The following is a 294-nucleotide window of genomic DNA, read 5'->3' on the forward strand; positions in this document are numbered from 1 at the left end:
TGGCCCGGACGCACTCCGCCGGCGCCGTCCGCAGCCCGTCGCGCAGGGCCGGGAACCGCGCGAACAGGTCCGCGAGCATGCCGGGCCGTTGACTGCCCTGGCCGGGGTACAGGAAGCCCACCAGCGGCGGGGTTTCCGCCTCGTCCGACGCGCGGTGGAAGACCTCGCCGTTCGGGTCGACCGCCCCCGCGCGGGCCACGGTCAGCTTGATCCGCAGGTCGGCCCGATCCCGGGCGACGAACGCGATCCACACCGGCGCGTCGGCGTCCGCGCGGTCGGCGTCCGCGTGGGCGG

1 protein-coding gene is annotated in these 294 nt (G+C 77.2%); it reads right to left on the reverse strand.

Annotated features, from left to right (window positions below; all coding sequences use genetic code 11):
• The coding region (locus GT354_RS53215; RefSeq protein ID WP_202513244.1) for a hypothetical protein at positions 1-294 on the reverse strand (294 nt) is incomplete at both ends.

Source organism: Streptomyces sp. SID3343 (assembly GCF_009865215.1).
GTDB lineage: Bacteria > Actinomycetota > Actinomycetes > Streptomycetales > Streptomycetaceae > Embleya.